This window comes from Gordonia sp. McavH-238-E, assembly GCF_022348225.1.
Classification (GTDB): Bacteria; Actinomycetota; Actinomycetes; order Mycobacteriales; family Mycobacteriaceae; genus Gordonia; species Gordonia terrae.
Window position 1 is genome coordinate 1 of record NZ_JAKRFE010000029.1, and the last position, 20,499, is coordinate 20,499.

The following is a 20,499-nucleotide window of genomic DNA, read 5'->3' on the forward strand; positions in this document are numbered from 1 at the left end:
TGTGTTGCGGTGATCGCCAGCGCAGTGAGGCCGACAGATCTCGTCCATGACAGCACCGTCAGCCACGAAGCAGGTCAGGCCTCAACCCATGACGACCACCACACCCATTCTCACTGCCACGAAGGGTCAGGGAACGAGGATCGCCCGTCCGCGGACCCGGCCGGCGTCGAGGTCGTCGAGGGCCTGCTGGAAGTCGTCGAGGGCGTAGGTGCTGGTGTGCAGCTTGACCTTTCCCCGTGCGGCGAGGTCCATCAGCTCCCCGAGGTCGTTGTAGGAACCGACGAGGTTGCCGATGTAGTTGATCTCGGTCGAGATGACGTCGATGGTCGGCACGTCGATGTTCTCGCCGTAACCGACGACGAAGAAGTTGCCTGCGCGCCGCAGCATCGCGGTGCCCTCGGCGGTGGCCCCGCCCTCTCCGACGAAGTCGAGCACGGCCTCGGCGCCGTGCCCGCCGGTGAGTTCGAGGACCTTGTCGACGTGTGTGCCGTCGGCGACGATGCCGACGTCGGCCCCGATCTGCTGGGCGAGTTCGACGGCATCGGGGTTGCGGTCCACCACGATGAGCCGGACGGCAGAGATGGCGGCGAGGACCTGAATCCCGATGTGGCCCAGTCCTCCGGCGCCGATCACCACGCAGGTGTCACCGGGCCGCGTCATACGCGCGACCTTGGCGGCGGCGTGATAGGCGGTGAGGCCCGCGTCGGCGAGTGCCGCGACGTCGGCGGGCTCGAGCGAATCGTCGATCCGGACGACGCTGCGGGCGGTGGTCTTCAGATACTCGGCGTACCCGCCGTTGGTGTCGATGCCGGGGAACTGGCTGTTCTCGCAGTGGACGTCGTCGCCGAACCGGCACGCTCGACACAGGCCGCACGTGATGAGTGGGTGCAGGATCACCTTGTCGCCGACGGCGACGTTGGTGACCGCGTCCCCGATCGCGTCGACCCAGCCGGCGTTCTCGTGCCCGATCGTGTACGGCAGCGACACACCGGATTTCTCCTCCCACTGACCCTCGAGGATGTGCAGGTCCGTGCGGCACACCCCGGCGCCACCGATCTTCACGATCACGTCGAGGGGGCCGGTCACCTCCGGCGCCGGGACCTCGTTGAGTTGCAACTTGTCGTGGTAGCCCACGACCTGAACTGCGCGCATGATCTACTCCTGTTCCGTTCGGGTGGTGCCGCTGCGCGTGGCCCGCAGATCGGTGATGACGGGTCCGCTCCGGCCGTCGCAGACGGTGTCGTCGGCGTAGCGGGTGGCGAGCAGCCCGCGGCAGAAGTGGCTGTTGCCCTCCATCGAGATCCGCACGGACCGTGCGAAACGCAGGCGCATGGGCACCTGCTCGGCGGGCAACGGGCGTCCCTCCTCGTCGACGACCACAAGGCTGTTGGGACAGACGCTGAGTCCCAGCTCCATCCGCCGGCGCACCAACGCCGACTTCCGGTGGCCGCGCGGGAGATCGCGGAGCGCGAGACGCTCGACCTCGGCGACCAGGACCCGTCCGGCGGTGATCTCGGCTGCGACGCAACGCTCCATCGCGGCGGTGTGTGCCTTGCGCCGGAACGTGAGTCGCAGCTCGTCGAGACTGTCGAGTGCCTCCACCCCGAATGTGCCCCGGTATCCCGCGTGGGCGTCGAGGCCGGCGTTGATCTTGTCGCTGTCGTGGTGGTCGTCGAGCAGGACCCGGACCTGGCCGATCCCGTCGATGTCCTCGAGCGCGTCGAGGGCGTCCGATCCCATCAGGTAGGCGAAGTTCGGCGAGCAGAACGAGGTGGGCAGTCGCAGGTGGACCGTCACCCCGGCGTCGTCGATCAGGATCGACCGGACGAAGGCGAGATCGGTGATCGGTTCGTCGAGTTCGGGGTCGAGGACCGTGTCCAGCGCGGCCAGGATGTCGTGCTCGAGACGGGTCGGGTGTTCGACGCCGGGCGCCGGACGATGGTCCAGCGCGGTCATGCGTTCACCGCATCCTTCGCGCCCGCGGCCACCTCGGCATCCGGATCGGCTGCGCTCGTGGGCAATCGAAGTTCTTCGGGCACCTCGATGTGCGGGTACAGCGCGGCTGCGTTGAGACCGAGGATCTTCTTCTTCTGCTCGACGGTGATCGGCGCATATTCGGTCATGTCCTCCGGGATCTGGAAGTCCACGAACCGCTCGACCAGCCATTGCGGTGTCCACAGCGCGTAGTCGCTGGCGAAGAGGATCTTGTCCTCGCCGATCCAGTACAGGAGCTCACCGATGATCTGGGCGAAGTACCGCGGGCGGGTGTGGATGAACGGGATGGCCACGGCCAGGCCGCCGAACACATTCGACTCCTGGGTCGCGATCCAGCAGAAGTCCTCCAGCCGCGGGAGACCGACGTGCTCGACGACGAAATTGAGGTCGAGGTAATCGGTGGCCACCTTGTCGACGTCGGCGACGTCGAAGGCGTCGCGGTCGAGCGGCCGGATGGTGGGGCCCTTGTGGATGTGGACGTTCTTGATGCCGAGCTTGATGCACTCCTCGAGATAGCGGCGCGACCAGGCGTCGTCGAGCTTGTATCCGCGTGAGTCACCGAACCATTCGGCGGTGTAGAGCTTGACCCCCTTGAGGTTCATCACCTCGGCGTCGCGGCGCAACTGCTCGAGACCCGCCTCGCCGTGCCGGGGATCGTAGGCGTGGTTGTAGGTCAGCAGACCGGGATTGTCCTCGCACAGTTTCAGCGAGTCGTCGACCTGCGCGAAACCGTTGACGTAGAAGTCGCTCAGCATGGTGGCCTGGAAGATCGCGTGGTCGGCCGGGCCCTCCTCGAAGAGGTCACGCATCAGCCGGTCCGGGCCGTAGTAGGTGTAGGTGTCGTAGTCCCACACCTTGTCCTCGGGGCTGAGGTTGCGGTGATAGTCGTAGAAGCAATCGATGAACTGCTTGCCGTGGATGTTCTTCTGGTTGGATTCGCGTCCGTCCCAGAGATGGACGTGGGCGTCGACGATGAAGTACCTGTCGCCATTCTTCTCGTACATCGTGTGCTCCTGACGATCGTGGGCTGTGGTCTCGGCGGGGTGGTCTCGGCGGGTGGTGCCGGGCTGTCTCGGATGTGGTCGGCGGGGCGGGGGACAGGGGCTGGAAGAGATGGTTTGGTGTACGTCGTGACCGCCGGGAACGATCCGCCGGCGGTCACGACGCAGGCCTGGTGCGAGCTCTCAGCTCTGGGCGGTGAGGTCGAAACCGATGTACTCGGCGGCATCCTCCGGGCTGGCGAACAGGAAGGTCCGGTCGTCGAGGTGCACCATCCGCCCGTAATGGGTCGAGCTGATCTCCTCGAAGATCGATCCGTCGAAGTCCTGGCCGAGTGCGTCGGTCAGCTCGTCGTAGTCGAACTCGAGCCGGTTGACCCCGTCCACGCGGATCATCGACGGGTACTCGGTGAGTTCGACCCCGTCCTTCGAACCCATGACGTCGGCGACGACGCGGCCGATCGGGGTGTTCATCAGCGTCACGCCGCACATGTTGGAGAACTCGGTCTCCGCGCCGAATTGCATGGTCACTTGGTCAACTCCTCGGGGATGGCGACATCGATGGATGTCAGCAGGTCGGTGAACTTGGCGGTCGCCGCGTCCAGGCTGGTGGCGAAGGTGATCGACTTGTCGGCCGGCTGGGACCAGATCGGTTGCAGCGCACGGGCCGCCTCGAGGCACCGGGGTACCCACACGGCGAGCCACTGGGCGAACAGCTCCTTGTTCTGATCTCCGAATTCCCCGTCGCGAGTGAGGATTCGGAACAGGCTCCGGGCGTAGGCCAGGTCGCGGTCGTAGTCGTACTCACCGGTGCCGACGATGGTGGGGGTGATGTAGTCGCCGTTTCGGGCGGCGACCTGCATGACCAGCTCCGAACGGAACAGCGATCCGACGAGCTGCTCGAAGACGATGTTGGTGGCGAAGAGGAGCTCGCACCAGTCGCCGACCGCCGTGAGACGCTCGACGACCTCGCGGGTCGGCTGCCACTCCGGCGCTGCCTGCCACACCTCTTTGTGCGCCCCGCCGTCGAATTCCTCCTCGGCCTCGGACAAGTCGAGGTTGAACAGTGCGAGATCCTGGGCGAAGCGCATCTTGTGCGCGGCGTTCACCGCCACGGCGGTGTTGATCATGTTGGTCGGTCCGGACCGCTGGATGGAGGTGAACACATGCAGCGCCAACCCGTTCTCGGCGTGCATCCAGGCGCCGAGGTTGCGCTCGATGAACTTGAGCCACGGCGAATTCCAGGAATCGTAGGCGCGTGCCCGTTTGGCGTTCTGCAGGCACAGGTCGACCTGGTGGACGACCGCCGAGTTGTTCCGGTAGATCGTCTGGTCCCACTCCTCGTTCGGGTCGAGGAAGGCGTGCCAGTTGCTCGACTTCGCCGTCGTCCACTCCTGCGGGTAGCCGCCGGGACCGTTGCCGAAGCCATAGATCCAGCCCTGACTCAGGTGCCGTTCGGGATCGGGCTGCACATCGACGGTCACGTCCTCGTACGTCGTCGCCCGCTTCTTGGCCGGCTGGTAATAGCTGTATTTACGGCTCTTCGAACTCGGGAAGTCCTTGGCGCCGGCCTCGGCGTCGGTGAACTCGATGGACGGGAAACTGCGTTCCCGCTGGTTGGGTTTGGGTGCGGTGGGTGCGGACATACTGCGCGCTCCTCGGGATGTCGGCGGCTGTCGGGGATCTGAGTGGGCTAGTCGAATGCCGGGCTGGTGAAACTGTCATAGAAGATCTGGTCACGGGGCACCGAATGTTGTTCGGCGAGAGCCAACGCCGCGTCGACCATGGGCGGGGGTCCGCAGAAATACACCTCCGTTCGGGACAGGTCGGATTCGCATTCGTTGACGATGTCGGTGACGTTGCCCTCGGCCACCGAGACGCCTGCGGGTGCGTCGGCGGCGGACTCGGACAAACATGCGGTGAAGCTGAAGTCGGCGATCTTCTCACCGAGCGAGGCGATCTCGTCGAGACAGAACAGATCGGCCGCGGTGCGAGCGCCGTAGTAGAAGCGCACCGGGCGCTGAATTCCGGCTTCGCTGATGTGCCGCAGAAGCGACAGCAGCGGTGCCATGCCCGCGCCCCCGCCGATGCAGACGAGCGGGAGCACATGTCCGTTGCGGAGGGTGCACGATCCGTAGGGACCGTTGACCATGATCTCGGTGCCCGGTTCGAGTCCGCTCTCGAGCATGCCGGCGAACACGCCGCCCGGATACTTCTTGATGAGGAACTCGAGTGTGTCCGGGGTGGATTGCGTGGTGGCGATCGAGAACGACCGCTTCTCATCCGTCCCGGGGATCGAGAGGTCCACGTACTGGCCGGGTTTGAACTCGAAGGTCGCCGGCTCGACGACGTCCAGACGAAGAGAGACGATGTCCTTGGTCATCGACTCGACCGCCGCGACGCGGGTCTTGACGTCCTGGATCGGTGCGCCGCCGAGCAATTCGTCCTCGTCGAAGTTCAGCAACTCGATGTCGCAGTCGCTGTAGGCATAGGTGCGGCAGAGCAGGACGTACCCCTCGGCCTCTTCGGCGTCGTTGCAGGCGAAGGTCGAGTAGTCGTCCATCTGGACGTCGCCGTCGAGCATGTAGGACTTGCACGCCGAGCACCGACCCTCCCGGCACCCGTGCATGAGGTGGATGCCCTGCCGGAATGCGGCGTCGAGGATGGTCTCGTCCTCGCCCACCTCCATCTCGATGTCGACGGGGGCGAAGTTGATGCGATGTGTGTCGGCCACGGAAGCTCCTGAGCGAAGGGAATTGCGACGAAACGGTTCAGTTGCGGATGTGGTGGACGGCGCGGTTGCGGAGGTTCGCGCCGTCCACCACCCCTGCCGCCTCAGGCCGGAACGGCCCCGTTGGTGTTGGCGCGGTACGCCGCGATGTGGGCGTCCCGTTCCTCGTCGGACATCTCGTTGAGCAGCACGTTCGGGCTGTTGAAGACGTTGCCGCGGACATCGTCGAGCGTCCACATCTTCTTCGGGTCCAGATCGAGGTGCGGCTGCGGGATCAAGGTCTTGCCGTCATCTCGGACATAACCCAGGTCCTGGATGATGTCGGCGAGATCCTTGCCGTGATGGAGAGTCTCCCATTCACGGAAACCGGTGAGGCGACCCATGTTCGGGGTCTCACGACCCTCGTACTCGCCCCGGAACGCCACCGCATCGGTCCAGTAGCAGGTCTCCGAGCAGTACGTGCGCCACTGGTTGTCGACCTTCTCGGTGACCATGTCCTCGCGGATGAGGGCGGGCACCATGCAGGTCCAGCACCGGTGCGGGTACTCGTACCCGACCTCTTCGAAGGCGATCGGCTTGTTGCGGCCCGGGTAGGCGAGCCGGTTGTAGTTCTCCCACCACTTGCCGAACTTGTTGTACCAGCCGGGGTATTTGTGCTCGAACCACTCGAAGTCCTTGTCGGTCATGGCGTCGATGCGCCAGTAGTTGACCGGCCAGCCGGTGGCGAAGAAGCGGGCGACCTCGTGGACGTAGTGCTTGTTGGTGATCCGGTTCCACGCCTCCTCGACAAGGTCGTGCGGGATGGTGAGCCCGTACTTCTCCAGCGGCAGAAGGTAACTGCGGTAGTAGTCGTCGTAGATCCAGCGACGCCACATCTCGGCGTAGCTCTCGCGATCCTTGCGACGGTCCTTGGTGCCGTACTCGATGAACGTGCCGATGGCGGCGTCGACGACGCAGTGGTTGTTCCACCATGCGTAGCGCAGATCGCGCTCCAGCAGGGGGCGGTTGCGCTCGTCGGCGAGTGCCATGAGCAGGATCGAGTAGCCGTTGGAGATGTGTCGCGACTCGTCGGACTGGACGGAGTGGAACACGGTCGGCAGCAGGTAGTCGCCGTTGGCGGCGGCCTCGTCGGGCATGGCGACGAAAAGCGTGTTGGTGAAGGCTGTTTCGGCGACGACGGTCAAGTAGATGTTGGCCGCGGTGATGGCGTCGCCGGTGATGAAACCCTCGCCGAACTGGCGGCCGATGGTGCCGGCGTAGTTGTTGGCGAACGCCTTCTCGGTGATGTCGAAGCCGGCCGGGTCGATGTAGTTGTTCATGTACAGCTTCTTGAGGTTCATCTGGATCGTCGAATGACGAACCTCGTCGATCATCTGCACGGCCAGGCCATTGTGGATCTCGGGATTGGGGACGGCGTCGATGGCCATCGGCATCGCGCGGGCCGCAGAGATCTCGGGGAACGGGATGATCGACAGGAACAGCTTCTGCCATTCCAGCCAACGTTCCTGCACCTGGCGGAACATGTTGCCGCGGATGGCGCCGTCCATGGCGCCGTACACGCGGTTGTCCTTTTCCTCCTCCATCGGGAAGTACGACCGCATGATCTGCTTGAGCGGATCCTTCTTGGGGGCCTTCTCGAATGTGTAGTCGGTACCGAACCGGGTGGCCGGGGTGGCGAAGGTGGGCTCCCAGGACAACTCGGTGATCTTCGCATGGGCTTTTGTCAAGCTCTGCCTGCTCAAAGTGCGCCTCCTTGGTGGAGAGCCGGCGGACTGCCGGCCCGCATGGACTGGAGCGACTTCGATACAACCCTGTGACGTGGATTACAAACGTCTCACTGTGAGACGACGACAACGAACCCGCCGAGTGCGGCGCGCACAGGGCGGGTTCGTTGGGGGTTCGGAGGGGGAGGAGCTCGCTACAGCTCGTTGTCGGCGGCGGCGAACGATCCGGACGGCAACAGCGGTTCGTTGAGACGTTGGGCGTACTGATCGAAGTAGATCCGCGCGATCAGCTCGCGTCTGCTGCGGACGCCGGCCTTGTCGAAGATGGATTTCAGGTGGTCCTGCACGGTGTAGGCCGAGACGTGCAGGGCGGTGGCGATGTCCTTGGTGGCCACGCTCTGCAGCACCATCTGCGTGACGTCGCGTTCGCGAGCGGTGAGCCCGAATGCCTCGACGACCAGCGGAATGATCTCGGGCGGGCGCGCCTCCTCGATCGTCACCACGACCTCGCCCACCCGGCCGTCGGCCGATGACAGCGGCGATGCGTGGATGACCAGCCACATGCCCGACGCACCCCGCACCCGGAGGCGCGGCGGGACGGAGGACTCACCGGCCCCGTACCGTCGTGCGGCCCCGATCAGGCCGTAGATGGGGTTCATCACCGCCGCACCGTTGGGACCGGACGCGAGGTCGGCGATGCGTTCCTGGCTGCCGGCGCTCATCTGGACGATCTCGTTGCTGCGGTCGATGATCAGGACCGCCGGGCCGTGCACGGCCGCGGGAACCGGACCCGGCACGCTCGGCATGTCGGCGACCACGCTGCTCAGCAGGCCGACCCGGACACCGTGTGCGAGCGTGCGCGACAGCGAGGCCAGGAACTCCACTTCGTCGGAATCGAACGGCCGGCATCCGGAACCGCTGCGGAACAGCGAGATACCGGCCCACGCCCGGTCGCCGTCGCGCAGCACGAGCCTCGCCTCGTCGTGGAAGCAGTACTCCGGGATCATCAACTGCGACATGCGGTTCGAGTGTTCCGGCGCATCTCGTTCGAGCATCTTCATGCCGACTGCGTCGCGCCTCTCGGCGACCATCTGACGGAACGCGGTCGGCTCCACCTGGCCGTACTCGAGGAGGCCCCAATCGGGATCACGATGATCCTGGCCGAGCAGGGCGCCGTACTTGCGGGCGCTGGTCAGCAGCACGGTGTTGGGATCGAAGGTGCCGATGCAGAAGGCGTCGGCGGGCACCGCGCGGCCCAGCGAGGCCACGGTCTCGGCGAAGAACTCGTCGAGAGTCAGGCCGGCGTGGGCCACGACCTCGATGTCGCGGCGCACACGCTCGGCGGTCAGACTCGATGTCATCCGACAATTGTCGGCGTGAGCTGCGGTGATGTCTATCCCACAATCGTGGGATCACCTGGTTGGAGGACACCGTTCGGATCGTGGCGACGCCGGATGGTCTCCAGACGCATCCGCTGATCGTCGGGCCACAACGCGTCGCGCTCGGCGGACGTCCGCCCGGAGAAGTTCAGCAGGGCTCCCGACGAGTGGGCGGCCAGCGCGTCGTTCACGGCGGCGAGATGCTCACCGACCTGGTGGCCCATCGGGCCCGCGGGGACGCCGATGGCGATGACGGAGAACGCGCCGTCGCGTCCGACCACGGCGTTGGGTACACGTTGCGGCGACCGCAACCGGCCACCGAGGAGACGGACCTCGACGATGGCCAGCGGACTCGCCACCGTGGGGCCGGCGACGGCGAGCAGTGCGTCCACGGCCGATGGCGGGAAACCGGTGAGCAGGCAGCCACGCTCGGCGCTGGGCATCGGCCCGGGCGGGTCCATGTGCACGGCATCGAGTGCGGCGATCGGCAAGACGTCGATGTTCTCCAGCAGGATCGGCCCGGCCGAACGCATCGGTGCCAGCAGGGCGGCGGCGGTGGCCGGGTCGCCGGTGTGCGTGTAGCGCACGTGGACGGCGAGCTGACCCTGCAGGGGCGGCGGCAGGTTGGGGTCCGGCGGGAGCCGGAGGATGGCCACCGAGGTCCCGGCCTCCTCGGGAAGGGAAGGGGCCCACTCCCGCCACGCATGTAAGACGTCGCCGGCCGCTGAGCCGGCGAAGAAGATCCCGCCGCCGTAGACCGTGGGCAGATCGAACAGCTCGAACTCGAGTGCGGTGACGATGCCGAAACCGTCGCGGCCGCCCAGCAGCGCCCAGAACAGGTCCGAACCCGCCGACGCGTCGACTGTCCGGACGATGCCGTCGGCGGTGACGAGCTCGATCGAACGGACATGGTCGGCGGCGTAACCGAACTGCCGACCGAGGGGACTGAGGCCGCCGCCGAGGGTGTACCCGACGACGCCCACCGACGACGACGAGCCGACGAGCCCCGTGAGACCGTGGGGCGCGGTCGCGGCGGCCACGTCGCGCCACCGCACACCGGCGCCGACACGAGCGGTCCTGGTGACCGGGTCGACGCTGATCCCGGTCATCCGGGAGGTCGTGACGACGACCGTGCCCCGCCCCTCGATGGGGGAGCCGTGCCCGGTGGCGCGCGCACTGATGCGCAATCCGTTGGACCGCGCGTACCGCACGGCGGCGGCGACGTCGGCGGCGTTCGTCGCCCCGACGACCACGTCGGCTGCCGGGATCGCCGCGAGGTTGAAGCCGGACAGTTCGCCGGTGTAACCCTCGTCAGCCGGGGTCAGGACCGGCCCGGCAACCGCGGAGAGCAGGGCGTCGAAGTCGGTGGAGTCGAGAGGTTCGGAGGTGATGGACACGGTGCTTCCTTCGAGTCGGTGGTGCGCCGGGGACCGGCTGCTCCATGCGACTCAGAGTGGCTGAGGCCCTTTTGTTCCCGCCATCCCTCGAACGCGGGAACTGTGCGCGCCAGAGTTCTGGGGCAGTGCCTTCCCAGAAGTCTGGGGGTGTCGGGCGGCGACCCTGGGAACCACCCTCAGGAGGGGCGCCGTCGACGATATGTCGTCGGCGACGTTCTGACGGGTGGTTTCAGAGTGTGTTTCAGGCCTGCAGTGCCCGGTACGTGGCTGCCTCGAAGTCGAGGTAGCCGTCGACCGAGGCAGGGTCGAAGAACGGGAAGACCTGCGTCGCCCAGAAGCCGCCGATGCGGGTGTGGGGATCGATCCAGAAGTAGAGGTTCGCCAGCCCGGCCCACGACTGGGACCCGGCCGGGCGGCCGGTCGGCGCGTCGGCGTCGTTGACCATGAACGGATAGGACCACGACTTCGGTGTGCCGGGGAAGAATTCGACGTCGTGGCTCAACGGCGGGATCACGCCGGGTAACCGTCGAACCGCCAAGTCGCCGATCTGATTGTGCAACGCGCCCTCGACGGTGTTCGGTCGCAGGATCTGCTCTCCGCTGTCGGAACGCCCGCCGCGCAACCACATTCGCAGGAACGTCAGATAGTCGGGGACCGTGGACCAAAGGCCTTGTCCGCCCATGTCGATCTCGGGATCGGCGGGCTGTTCCCAACGATGGTTGGGTACCAGCTCGCCCCGTTTGCGCATGTGCAGGACGGCCCGCCTGCTGCGGGCGTCGTCGGAGAGCGCGAAACCGGTGTCGGACATGCCGAGTGGTGTGAGGACCCGGTCGTCCATCACCTCGCGGAGCCGGCGTCCGGCGACGGCCTCGATGACCTGTCCGGCCCAGTCCACTCCGGAACCGTATTCCCACTCCGTGCCCGGATCGAACAACAGTGGGGTCCGCAATGACGCCAGGGTCGCCGTGGCGACTGGGGGAACGCCGTGGTCGGCGGTGAGTCGTCGATACGTCTCGTTGAAGAAGTCGTAACCGAAACCGGCAGTGTGGGTGAGCAACTGATGTGTTGTGACATCGGAGGCGGGTGGGCGGAGGCGCGGCTGACCGTCGTCGTCGAAGCCTTCGATCACCTGTAGTTCGCCGAGCTCCGGTACGTAGGAGCGCGCGGGTGCGTGCAGGTCGAGATCACCGTCCTCGACGAGCTGGAGCGCAACGGTCGCGGTGACCGCCTTCGTCGCGGAGAACATCGCGAACACCGAGTCGACGGTCATCGGTTGTGGGTCGTCGAGGGCGCGGACCCCGGCGGCGCCCAGGAACACCGTCTCCTCGTCGGTCGTCACGCCCGCGACCACACCCGGAACCCGTGGATCGCCCTCGGTGCGCGCGGTCAGGATCGGGGTCACCTCGTCGGCGAGGCGTTCGGAACGGACTGTGCCCGCGAAGCTCATGTGCTGGTTTCTCCTCATCGAAGTGGGACATGACCGGCGCCGACGAACGTGCGAATCCGTTCGATGGCGAGGGTGAGGTCGTCGGTGGAAGCGGCGTAGGACAGCCGGACGTACCGGTCCGCGCCCGCCACGCCGAAGTCGTTGCCCGGGGTCATGGCGACGTGGGCGTCGGCGAGCACCCGGTCGCAGAACTCGGTCGACGTCAACCCCGTGGAACTCACGTCGAGGTAGACGTAGAAAGCGCCGTCGGGGATGACGGGCACCTCGAGTCCGACATCGGCCAGTCCGTCGACGACGAGCTGGCGTCGACGCGCGAACTCACGGCGGTTGTGTTCGGCGACCGCGAGGGATTCCGGGGTGAAGCAGGCCAGCGCCGCGTACTGCGACGGGGTCGGCGGGCACACATAGAAGTTCTGCGCCAGCCGTTCCATCACTCCCACGAGTTCGTCGGGGACGATGCACCAACCCAACCGCCACCCGGTCATCCCGAAGTACTTAGAGAAACTGTTGACCACCACCGCCTCCGCGACGCCGGGCGAGCCGGCGGCCAGGACGCTGCGCGGCGGCCGTCCGTCCGGCGCGGGGTCGGACAACCCGAGGTAGATCTCGTCGACGATCGACCATCCGCCACGCGCGGCAGCCAGATCGCACATGGCCACGAGTTCCTCGTAGGGCATCGACGTGCCGGTCGGGTTCGAGGGGGTGGCGACGATGACCCCGCGGGTGGAATCCGTCCACGCCTCCCCGACTTCGGCGGTCGTGAGCTGGAACCGAGTCGCCGGGGTGGTCGGCAAAAGCCTCACCCGCGCGCCGAACGCATGCGCGAACTGACGGTTGCACGGATAGGAGGGATCGCCGATGAGCACCTCATCGCCCGGGTCGATCAGCGCCGCGCAGGCCATCAGGAGTGCCGCCGACGCGCCGGCGGTCACCGCGACCCGAGCCGGATCCACCGTGGCCCCGAAATGGTGGCCGTAGAAGTCCGCGATGGCCTCGCGCAATGCGGGGAGACCGAGGGCGCCGGTGTACGCGAGGGGGCGCCCGGTCGCTTCGCGGGCCGCGGCCAGAACCGCAGGCGGCGGCCCGAAGTCGGGTTCGCCGATGTTCAGCTTCACGACCGGATGACCTGCCGCCTCGAGTTCGGCCGCGCGCTTGGCGTACTCCATCGCCTGGAACGGTGCGATCCCTTCGGCGCGTCGGGAGATCCTCATGGGTCACATTGTGCGCGGCGCGGAGATCGTCGTCCGACCCGCACCCCGACGGCGCTCCTTCGGCACCGTGCGACCCCGCCGGGCAGGATGTGGGGGTGCCCATCCCCGAATTCATCCGCGATCTGCGAGCCCAGGTCGGTCACCGCGAACTCTGGCTGTCCGGCGTCAGCGTCGTCGTCCTCGACGACTCGGGGCGCGTGCTGCTCACCCGGCGCGTCGACAACGGGCAGTGGGCCGTCGTGTCCGGCGTCCTCGAGCCGGGGGAGGAGCCGGCGCGGGCCGCCCTGCGCGAGGTACGGGAGGAGACCGCGGTCACCGTCGACATCGTGCGGCTGACCAGCATCGACGTCACCCCCCTGATCACCTACCCGAACGGCGACCAGACCCGCTATCTCGACGTCTGCTTCCTCGCGCGGTACGTCGCCGGTGATCCGCGGGCCGCCGACGACGAGAACTCCGACGTCGCGTGGTTCGCACCCGACGCACTGCCGTCCGACCTGACCGACACGTCCGCGCTGCGCATCGAGAAGGCACTCAGCGGCAACGCCGAGGCATGGTTCGCACGGTAGGGGTTTCCCGCGGTGGGGGCTCTCTCAGGGAAGTCCCTGAAGTTCGCCCCAGAAGTGCCCTCGACCATCGCTTTCCCGCTTCGGCGGGCGCAGACTGGGCGCATGAGCACATCGACGAACACCACCGGCATGACCTTCTGGAAAGTCCTGGGCGTCCTCGCGGTCGCACTGATCGCGCTGGCCGTCCTCGGCCCGCTGCTCGAGGGACTGTTCTGGATCGCCCTCATCGCACTCGCCCTCTACGGCGGCTACATGCTGTTCCGTTCGAACAAGAAGGGCACCCCGCCGACCACCTACTGAGCCCGGCCCACCGACCGGCGGACCTTTCCGCCGAACTCATCCGCCGAACAACAGGTACAGGCCGAGGAACGTGTAGAAGACCATCGTCACCATCATGGTGAGCTGCCCGGTCAGCTGGTGCTTCCGCGGTAGCAGCCGCAGTGACGCATCGTGCGCGGCGGCGACCCCCAGCAGGTGCCCGCCGAGGACGAACGCCACCTTGAGGGTCACGGTGACGGTCGGATGGTTCGACATCACGTAGACCGGATGGGCATCGCTGAGCCACAGCACGTTCCAGCCTCGCCCCAGCGGATCGCCCAGTGCGAGTACGGTCTCCTGGCCCTGCTCGACCAGCGACTGCAGGTAGTGGGCGAGGATGTAGCCGATCACGATCGGGACGAGCGAGTGCGCCATCAGGCCGGGCAGGCGGCGCCGGAGATCCGGTTGCACACCGCCGACGGCGCGGGCGGCCGTCCAGAACGTCGCCGCGACGATGCCGATGAACACCAGTAGGCCCGCGGTCGAGTAGCAGGTGGCGATCACCTGGTTGTCGCCCGCGCCCTCGGCGACGAGATCCCGCCAGAGCGGGATCGCCGAGAAACTGTCGAAGGCGGTGGAGCCGAGCAGGATCGCGAGGACCGTGACGGTACCCGGGAGCACCGGCAGCGTGGTCAGCGAGTTCATCGGACTCCGGGCGATCACCCGACCCTCGCGGTTCCGGGCGAACGGGGACAGACGCGATGCAACCGTGCTGTACACCGCGAACGGGTCGCCGCGATCAGTCCAGCGCAGTCCGAAGACCACGCCACCGGCGAAGGTGATCACGACATAGCAGATCAACCAGATCCGCACCGACGCCACCGAACTCGGGTCGGGAGACGCCAGTTCCAGCCAGACGAAGGCGAAGAGACCCAGCGCTGCGGGCCACCACCCGAGACGTCGCGGATAGTCCGTCAGGCCGACGACACGCGGGCCCGCGATGCCCTGCGCCAGGCGAAGGACGGTCCGGACCGGCGACAACAGCCGCCACACCGGGCCGAGGAGCGCCGACAGCACGGTCATGCCCACCCAGAGCAGGACGTAGAACGCGCCGGGCAGGGGGTTCTCGTCGGTGTCGGGCCCGAAGGCGGCGACGATGAGCCACGCGGTGAGCACCACCGCGAGTCCGCTGATCACACCGCGAACCCAGCGGTTGTCCACGGTCGTCGTCACCCACGGCGGAAGCTCACGGCCGGCGTCGGGTCGTCCGTACCGCGGTGTGCGCCAAGCGAAGGCGATGATCGCGAAAGAGATCGTCAGTGCCCACGCGCAGCCGATCAACACCGCGGTCAGCGGAACGGGCAGGTATTCCGAACCTCCCAGTCCGTGGGCGAGCAGAGTGTCAGTCGGCCTCGCGGGCGGGGTCATCGGCCTCGTTCCGGGTCGGGGGAGCGGTGGGATCCGGGTCGGTGGAGTGATCGACGCCGCCGGTGCCGGCGGCGTCACCGTCGTCCTCGTCCTCGTCCCCGCGACGGCGGTCGAGGATCGCGATCGTGACGATGACGCCCACCAGCAGGAACGCGGGGATCACGGCCGGCAGGGCCAGCACGAGCGGATGGGTGGCGAGATGGTGGACGGCAACGGCCGCCGCGGAACCGGTCACGGCTGCGGCTGGAGCTCTGGCTCCCGTGCGCCCGAGGTCGCCTCGCGGGCGTTCACCCGGCCGGCCCCCCAGGAGAGTGCGGCGATGAGCAGCAGCGAGCACACGAGAACCACCAGGGACGCGGCACCGAACAGCCACGACGGGTAGTCGAAGGTGCGCTCGCGCTGCAGGATCGAGATCTCCGCGACGAACGGCTTCGTCGACGTCTGTTGCGCCGGTTCGCCTTCCGCGCCGATCGCGGGATCCGCCGGGAGGTAGACGGGTACACCGGCCATGGTGGTCCCGTCCTGCACCCGCAGGATGGTCTTCCACGATCCCGACACCGGCATCGGTTCGGTGGACCGGAACCGGTTGGGACCCACCCGCTCGAGGCGGTCGATGACGATGCCGCGGTCGTTGTCGATCCCGCCCTGCCAGGACATCAGCGTCACCCATTCCGGGTCACCGCTGAGTGCGTCGGTCGGGTTGAGGAAGACCTCGGCGGTGACGTTCTGCTCGGCGGCCGCGTTGGGGCCGGCGGGGGTCAGGACGATGCGCGCGGTGGTGTCCGCGGGCACCGAGACCCGCAGCCCGTTGGCGACGGCGCCGCCGATCACCAGGACCGAGAGCACGACGGCGGTGACACTGATCCAGCGTCGGGGGAGTCGTTCGCCGACGCTGACGAGGCCGAGCAGGCCGCCGCACACTCCGGCGACGACCCCCACCGGGATGGCCATGGCCAGTGCCTCGCCCCACATTCCGGTGACCCACGGGAACGGATAGGCCGCGGCGATCCACCACGACTCGATCCAGAGCCCGAGAGTCGCGACGCCCAGACCGGCCACCGCGCCGAAGAGCACCCGGCGTTTGAGGAGGGGGGTCAGCGCGAGCAGCTCGATGACCACAGCCGCGCCCAGGTAGAGCGGGAACACGTTGATCGGTGCGCCCAGAGCCGGTCCGACGACGACGGCGACGACACCGCGCAACAGGATCGCGAACACCGCCGCGACGAGCGCCGCGCCCGGCCCCAGGCTGATCCGTGCGGCCACGAGCGCGAATGCGCCGGCGCCGGCGATCATCATGGGCTGCAGGACGAGACGGAACTGCTCGACACCGAAGTCGTATTCGATCTGGAACACCGACATCCCGATCACCAGTCCGCCGAAGGCCAGGCAGCGTACGAGCCACTGACTCCGCCCGTCCTGCGGGGCGTCGGGACCCATCGCGGCCCGCCCCTCCCGGTCGAGGATCACGACCGCGATCAGCGACAGACCCGCGCCGCCGATCAGCATCAGGTGAGTCGGCCCCCACAGTGTGACGTCCTGGCCGAAGATCCGGTGCCAGACGTCGTCGAGCGGGAATCCCAGCAACGCGTAGAAACCACAGCCGGCCAACAGGATTCCACCGACCGGCGCATACCAGTGGCGCGTGATCCGGACCGCCGAGCGGCCGGGTTTGTCGAACGGCAGGAACACCGACAGCATGCCGGAGATGAACAGCAGGAACAGGCCCACCAGGATGAAGTAGTGCGCGGGGTTCGCGAGCGGTCCCTCGTCGCGGCCATCGCCGATGTGCAGACTCACATCCCAGAGGAAGCCGAACAGGGCGCAGATGATCGTGCTGGTGAACAGGAAGATCGGCAGGGCCGCCCACGGCGGCCGGTTCACGCGGCGCGCGGCCCACTCGGACAACGTCGTCAGCCAGGTGATCTTGCGTGTGCGGTGCAGGTATCCGATCCAGAGCAGACCGATCGACACGACGGCGGCCACCGCGGACATCAGGAAGACCTGATCGAGCGCCGCCCCGCCGCCTTCGGCCGCGAGATGCAGAGGCGTGACATCGGATGTTGGCATGGTCGAAGTATGCACAACCGCACCCGGGTCCCGGAAGTGCATTGCCCAAACCGGTCATCACTCGCCCGGTGAGACCCCCTTCGCCGCCGGTCGCCGCGAATCGAGATCACGGTGATCACGACGGCGAATCCCCGGTGACGAATCCGCGGATTCGCGCCGTGCCCTCGCCCGCGCACGATTCACCGGGCCGCTGTCGGCACATATTCGATCGGACACACCGCGGATTTCGGTGACAGACTCCCCCGGTGTGACCGCGGGCGAGCGGTCACACCCGGCAGGTCATCCGACGGGGAGGCAGGACGACGTCGAGCAGATCTCCGCGGGCAATTGGATCTCGGGGAGTCCGGGAATGTTCGGCAGCCCCGGGATGGTCGGCAGACCGGGGGCGGCCGGGGCGTCGGGTTTCGGCGCCGGGGGTGTCGCCGCGCCGCCCGGCACCGTCACCCGGATCGGCTCCGCGACCGTCGGGGTCGTGCCCGTCACCGGTGGGTTGGTGCCCCAGAACTCCTCGGCTGCCCCGGTGCCCGGCGGCAGGGTGATCGTGGTGCAGCCCCAGTAGATGTCGTAAGCACCGTCCGGGATCGTCGTCGTTCCGGTCGGGGCAGGCGGTGTGCCCTGAGAAATCCGCAGCGGCAACGACTTCGACGATCCGGTGGTGATCAGCGCGCCCAGCTCCTCGGGGGTCTGGTATCCGAAGACGACGTTGGTCGGGGCGCCGCCGGCCGGGACCCCGACGATCTCGCAGCCGATGCGTTTCGCGGAGTTGTTCGTGACCGTCAGCGTGACGGTGCTGCCGGACACGGAGGCCGTCGCGGTGACATCGGTCGGCGCGGCCTCGGCTGCGGGCGTGTGGGCCGCGCCGAAGGCCGCCGCGGCGCAGACCGCCAGGCCGGCGGTGACCTTTCGGACTCGGATACTCATACGGTTGTCCTTCCACGTGGGAATTCTGCGGGTCGGTGCTCACGAGAGTTCGCACGTCGCCGAATTCGAGGCTTTGTTTCGATGATCGTTTCTCATCCAATTCCGAATACGGATATCGAATTCATCGAAATAGCCCATCAATACTCTCGACGCGAACATTGTCACAGATTCGGAGAATTCTCGCAGAATGGGCTCGCCAGGTTCGCCGGACCCCATCTCGACCGCGGGACTTCGGATCGAGCGCTCCCGACGGGGCGACCTCCGGCGGACGGGGTTCCGATTACGCCCGGTGGCCTCGGCGTCGGCTCGGTAATCTGACTCGCGACGCACGACGACCGAGCAGACCGGGGACATCATGCCGACGGTGATCGCGACCATCAGCCTCAAGGGCGGGGTCGGGAAAACCACGCTCACCGGAGCGCTCGCCGATTTTCTCGCCGGCGTCTTCGGTAAGAAGGTCCTTCTCGTCGACCTGGACGCGCAGACGAACCTGACGACCATGATGATCGGGCAGGAGCGCTGGCTCGCGTGCAATGCGCGACGGCAGACCGTTGCGACACTGTTCGCCGACGTACTCGACGGCACCCGGGACTTCGATCTCGAGAGCAGCGTGCAGCGCGACGTCTCGACCGTCAGCGGACTGACCGGGATCGACCTGCTGCCGTCCTCGCTGGACCTCATCGAACTGGCCGAGGAGCTGAGCGCCCATCGGGTCGCGGCCGACGATCACCTGGCGGCCGTCGAGGTCTTGGGAAACGTCCTCGACCCGGTTGCCGGCAGGTACGACTACATCCTCATCGACTGCCCGCCCAACGTCGGACCGTTCAGTCTCAACGGCCTGGCCATGGCCGGCGGGTACCTGATCCCGACGATCCCCGATGTGTTGTCCACGTACGCGATCCCACACGTCCAGCGGCAGGTCGCCGGTTTCGGCGCCGAACTGGGGCGCGACATCGTCGAGTTGGGGGTCGTGATCACCAAGTACCGTGCCGGATCGGGCCTCCACCAGGACACGGTGCGGCGACTCCGTCGGGACCCCACCATCCAGAACGTCTTACCCGCCTACGTGCACGAGGCCAACGCGATCGGTGCGGCCGCCGAGTTCGCGTCGTGGCCCAGCGTGCACGCGAAGTACGGCTACCACGGGCACTACGAGCAGCTCCGCGACCTCACCCGCGCGGTCATGGTCGAGGCCGACGCCAAACTCTCCGTGACCACGGCGAGTTCCCGCGCCCATTCGATCAACTGACGCCGAACCGCAGCTCAGGCGTCTAAATTCATCTCAGCCGCCGACCGGTGGCACCTCGTCGACTCCTCAGGAGACCTCCCATCATGCGCAAAGTGCACATCACTTCGGTTCTCGGCGCCGCGGCACTGGCCGTAGCCCTCACCGCATGCGGTTCCGACGACTCGGCGTCGGGTGGCACCGACGCGGAGGCCACGGTGACCGTCGACGGCAAGGAGCTGGAACTGGCGGACAAGACGGTCGGTTGCACGGATTCCGCAGGGAAGGTGACCATCGGAATCGGTTCGGGCTCGGGCTCGGGTATCGGCGTGGTCCTGACCTCGGGTGACTCCCCCGAGGTCGAATCGGTGGGTCTGGGTTCGCTCGACGGGGTGACACTGGGCTACCAGAAGGGTGCGGGCGGGGGGAGCGCCGATGTCACCAAGGACGGTGACACCTACACGGTGAGCGGTGAGGCGTCCGGTATCGACCTGGCGAACCCGACCGAGCAGGTCACGAAGTCCTACGAGATCAAGGTGACCTGCCCCTGAGCCGGGTTCCCGGCCCCCGGGTCTCGATCCGGTGACGGGTCCGGTCTCGATGTGTACACATTTCACGCGGAGGCTGTTTCAACCGCTGCATGCCTGGGTACGTTCCGATTTGTAGCGATTCGAGGGATCTTCGCGATCCCAAACGATTCGCACAACGGATCAACGACGAACCTCAGGAGGTAGACATGCTGGGAATTGGCATCATCGCGTGGATCATCATCGGTGGACTGGCCGGCTGGATCGCCAGCAAGATCATGAAGACCGATGCGCAGCAGGGGATCATCCTCAACATCGTGGTCGGCGTCATCGGCGGCCTCCTCGGTGGCTGGTTGCTGACCCTGTTCGGGGTCGACGTCGAGGGCGGAGGGTGGATCTTCAGCTTCATCACCTGCCTGGCCGGTGCGTGCATCTTGCTGTTCCTCGTCAAGCTGGTGACCGGACGCGGCCGTACCCGCGTCTAGAGGTCTCTTCGGACCCGTACAGCCCGACTCCGCCCCGGCGCCGACATCTCGGCACCGGGGCGGAGTCGTGTCCGCAGGAGATCGGCCGACCCAGCGCATGTGCGTACGTTGGATTGGGTACGAGGACAAGGCGACGG

Annotated in this window: 20 protein-coding genes; 5 read left to right on the forward strand and 15 right to left on the reverse strand. The window is 67.0% G+C overall.

Features of this window, described 5'->3' with window-relative positions:
* Positions 1-126 precede the first annotated feature (126 nt).
* From MHN80_RS25035 to MHN80_RS25085, 11 genes are all read right to left on the reverse strand, one after another.
* Positions 127-1,152 carry an NAD(P)-dependent alcohol dehydrogenase gene (locus tag MHN80_RS25035; RefSeq protein WP_004023482.1) on the reverse strand — a complete coding sequence of 342 codons (1,026 nt, stop codon included), beginning with the start codon at positions 1,150-1,152 and terminating at the stop codon, positions 127-129.
* 3 nt (positions 1,153-1,155) lie between these two features.
* On the reverse strand, positions 1,156-1,956 hold the full coding sequence (locus MHN80_RS25040; protein WP_239404070.1) for an iron-sulfur cluster assembly protein: 801 nt from the start codon (positions 1,954-1,956) through the stop codon (positions 1,156-1,158).
* Entirely contained in the window at positions 1,953-2,999 is a 1,047-nt protein-coding gene (locus MHN80_RS25045) for an amidohydrolase family protein (protein ID WP_239404071.1), read from the reverse strand. The genes MHN80_RS25040 and MHN80_RS25045 overlap by 4 nt, the downstream gene beginning before the upstream one ends.
* A 180-nt stretch (positions 3,000-3,179) precedes the next feature.
* On the reverse strand, positions 3,180-3,518 hold the full coding sequence (mimD, locus tag MHN80_RS25050; RefSeq protein WP_172622110.1) for a propane 2-monooxygenase effector subunit MimD: 339 nt from the start codon (positions 3,516-3,518) through the stop codon (positions 3,180-3,182).
* Between the two features lie 2 nt (positions 3,519-3,520).
* Entirely contained in the window at positions 3,521-4,639 is a 1,119-nt protein-coding gene (locus tag MHN80_RS25055) for an aromatic/alkene monooxygenase hydroxylase subunit beta (protein WP_239404072.1), read from the reverse strand.
* Positions 4,640-4,686: 47 nt separating this feature from the next.
* The gene (locus tag MHN80_RS25060; protein ID WP_239404073.1) at positions 4,687-5,727 is read right to left on the reverse strand and encodes a 2Fe-2S iron-sulfur cluster-binding protein; all 1,041 of its coding nucleotides are present in this window, start codon (positions 5,725-5,727) and stop codon (positions 4,687-4,689) included.
* Between the two features lie 101 nt (positions 5,728-5,828).
* Complete coding sequence (locus MHN80_RS25065; RefSeq protein WP_004023476.1) at positions 5,829-7,466, reverse strand: aromatic/alkene/methane monooxygenase hydroxylase/oxygenase subunit alpha; 1,638 nt, start codon at positions 7,464-7,466, stop codon at positions 5,829-5,831.
* Positions 7,467-7,642: 176 nt separating this feature from the next.
* Positions 7,643-8,809, reverse strand: a complete 1,167-nt coding sequence (locus MHN80_RS25070) for a helix-turn-helix transcriptional regulator (protein WP_239404074.1) — start codon at positions 8,807-8,809, stop codon at positions 7,643-7,645.
* Positions 8,810-8,841: 32 nt separating this feature from the next.
* Entirely contained in the window at positions 8,842-10,224 is a 1,383-nt protein-coding gene (locus MHN80_RS25075) for an FAD-binding oxidoreductase (protein ID WP_239404075.1), read from the reverse strand.
* A 241-nt stretch (positions 10,225-10,465) separates the two neighbouring features.
* On the reverse strand, positions 10,466-11,671 hold the full coding sequence (locus MHN80_RS25080) for a serine hydrolase (protein WP_239404076.1): 1,206 nt from the start codon (positions 11,669-11,671) through the stop codon (positions 10,466-10,468).
* Positions 11,672-11,685: 14 nt separating this feature from the next.
* Complete coding sequence (locus tag MHN80_RS25085; protein ID WP_239404077.1) at positions 11,686-12,882, reverse strand: pyridoxal phosphate-dependent aminotransferase; 1,197 nt, start codon at positions 12,880-12,882, stop codon at positions 11,686-11,688.
* 95 nt (positions 12,883-12,977) lie between these two features.
* Between MHN80_RS25085 and MHN80_RS25090 the strand changes: the two genes are divergently transcribed.
* Both MHN80_RS25090 and MHN80_RS25095 read left to right on the forward strand, forming a co-directional pair.
* Positions 12,978-13,451 (forward strand): NUDIX domain-containing protein, encoded by a 474-nt coding sequence (locus MHN80_RS25090; RefSeq protein ID WP_239404078.1) that lies wholly within the window; start codon positions 12,978-12,980, stop codon positions 13,449-13,451.
* A gap of 102 nt (positions 13,452-13,553) precedes the next feature.
* The gene (locus tag MHN80_RS25095; RefSeq protein ID WP_033206077.1) at positions 13,554-13,751 is read left to right on the forward strand and encodes a hypothetical protein; all 198 of its coding nucleotides are present in this window, start codon (positions 13,554-13,556) and stop codon (positions 13,749-13,751) included.
* Positions 13,752-13,787: 36 nt separating this feature from the next.
* On the opposite strand, the gene MHN80_RS25100 is transcribed toward MHN80_RS25095, so the two are convergent.
* The 4 genes from MHN80_RS25100 to MHN80_RS25115 form a co-directional block, all read right to left on the reverse strand.
* A complete protein-coding gene (locus MHN80_RS25100) occupies positions 13,788-15,137 on the reverse strand; it encodes a hypothetical protein (protein ID WP_239404079.1) in 1,350 nt (449 codons plus the stop codon).
* Positions 15,112-15,372, reverse strand: coding sequence for a hypothetical protein (locus MHN80_RS25105; protein WP_239404080.1), 261 nt, complete (start codon positions 15,370-15,372; stop codon positions 15,112-15,114). The genes MHN80_RS25100 and MHN80_RS25105 overlap by 26 nt, the downstream gene beginning before the upstream one ends.
* The gene (locus MHN80_RS25110; protein ID WP_101820598.1) at positions 15,369-17,204 is read right to left on the reverse strand and encodes a hypothetical protein; all 1,836 of its coding nucleotides are present in this window, start codon (positions 17,202-17,204) and stop codon (positions 15,369-15,371) included. The genes MHN80_RS25105 and MHN80_RS25110 overlap by 4 nt, the downstream gene beginning before the upstream one ends.
* Positions 17,205-17,483: 279 nt before the next feature.
* Positions 17,484-18,125, reverse strand: coding sequence for a hypothetical protein (locus MHN80_RS25115; protein WP_239404081.1), 642 nt, complete (start codon positions 18,123-18,125; stop codon positions 17,484-17,486).
* A gap of 355 nt (positions 18,126-18,480) precedes the next feature.
* Here MHN80_RS25115 and MHN80_RS25120 point away from each other — a divergent pair, with 355 nt between their 5' ends.
* The 3 genes from MHN80_RS25120 (at position 18,481) to MHN80_RS25130 (ending at position 20,362) form a co-directional block, all read left to right on the forward strand.
* Positions 18,481-19,374 (forward strand): ParA family protein, encoded by an 894-nt coding sequence (locus MHN80_RS25120; RefSeq protein ID WP_239404082.1) that lies wholly within the window; start codon positions 18,481-18,483, stop codon positions 19,372-19,374.
* An 83-nt stretch (positions 19,375-19,457) separates the two neighbouring features.
* Positions 19,458-19,901, forward strand: coding sequence for a lipoprotein LpqH (locus MHN80_RS25125; RefSeq protein WP_239404083.1), 444 nt, complete (start codon positions 19,458-19,460; stop codon positions 19,899-19,901).
* Between the two features lie 185 nt (positions 19,902-20,086).
* Positions 20,087-20,362 (forward strand): GlsB/YeaQ/YmgE family stress response membrane protein, encoded by a 276-nt coding sequence (locus MHN80_RS25130; RefSeq protein ID WP_004023462.1) that lies wholly within the window; start codon positions 20,087-20,089, stop codon positions 20,360-20,362.
* The last annotated feature ends 137 nt before the right edge of the window (positions 20,363-20,499 follow it).